Raw genomic sequence first — 1,152 nt, 5'->3', positions numbered from 1 at the left:
GGCTGGGCTTGCGGGCTACGCGCCAGGTAGTAAACGGCGTACCACGTCGCCAGCATCGTCAACACGAGCAGTGCCACAAATGGAATGCGCACAGCCCATGCCGGATCCAGAAAGGGGAAAACCTTGATGGCGATGGCACCCAGCCAATACGGTGCCAGTGCATCGAATTCCGTGACCTGGCCCAGCAACTGTGGACGTAGCCAGTTGCCCGCCATGGAGGCGAGTTCACGCATTACGCCAAACGCAGCAATGTCTTCGTTTTTCCAGGGGCCACGCCCCAGAAAACCCGGCAGCGCATAGGCTGCGCAAAACAGCAGCAGTGCGAGTCGCGGCAGGCGGCGCACAGCGGACTGGGCAATGATGGCAGGAGACGGTTTATTCAAAACGTATGGGTCGGATAGATCTGGGAGATCGAAAGGGAGCGCGGCTGCTGTCGGGTCGTTCAGTCCTGGCTACGGGTGATTCTGCGTCAAACCAGCCTGAGGCACATCGCGTAACCTGGCAAATTTTGCCGAAAAAAAAGCAGCCTGAATTTCAGGCTGCTTTTTTGCAGGCTGGCGAAAGTTTTTTCGCAGCTTATCCGGCAGCTTACTTCGCAGCTTCGGGTGCGGCCTCTTTGGCTGCGGTCTTGCCGAAACGGTTGCGGAATTTCTCGACGCGGCCACCCATGTTGTCCACGGATTTTTGTGTGCCGGTGTAAAAAGGGTGCGATTCGCTGGACGTATCGAGCTTGTACAGGGGCAGTTCGCGACCGTCGTCCATCTTCACCATTTCTTTGGTGTTCACGCAGGAGCGGGTGACGAACTTGAAGTTGTTGGACAGGTCCAGGAAACAAACTTCGCGGTAGTTGGGGTGAAWGCCTTCTTTCATGATCTTTCCTTATTCGTTGCGGGAGCCACACCAAGCCAGTCCTGGGCACTTTCCGCTAAGCCGCACATTATAGCACCCCCGTCCAAGTTCACTGCGTGTAACTTGTTCCCCCCTCAAGGGGCGGCGCCTTGGGCCGGCGAAGCCGGACCCTCGGCCCCCGCTGGTAAATACCCCACTGGTTGCGCCCTGGATCTTCAATCCAGTATGAGCCGCGGGACTGGCTTTGCCAGACCGCAGGCGGGCGGCCCCCTCGGGGGGCAGGAAGCTACACGAAGTGAGCGA

The 1,152-nt window shown here is 58.4% G+C and carries 1 protein-coding gene and 1 pseudogene; both read right to left on the bottom strand.

The window, feature by feature from the left end; all coding sequences use genetic code 11:
• A pseudogene (locus tag AC1D1P_RS23860) lies at positions 1-383 on the bottom strand (hypothetical protein); the annotation flags it as partial.
• A gap of 205 nt (positions 384-588) precedes the next feature.
• Complete coding sequence (locus AC1D1P_RS23855; protein WP_477674721.1) at positions 589-870, bottom strand: type B 50S ribosomal protein L31; 282 nt, start codon at positions 868-870, stop codon at positions 589-591.
• Between the last annotated feature and the right edge of the window lie 282 nt (positions 871-1,152).

It is taken from the genome of Polaromonas sp. P1_E1_2 (genome assembly GCF_056406035.1).
This window is presented reverse-complemented; position numbering and strand designations above follow the sequence as displayed.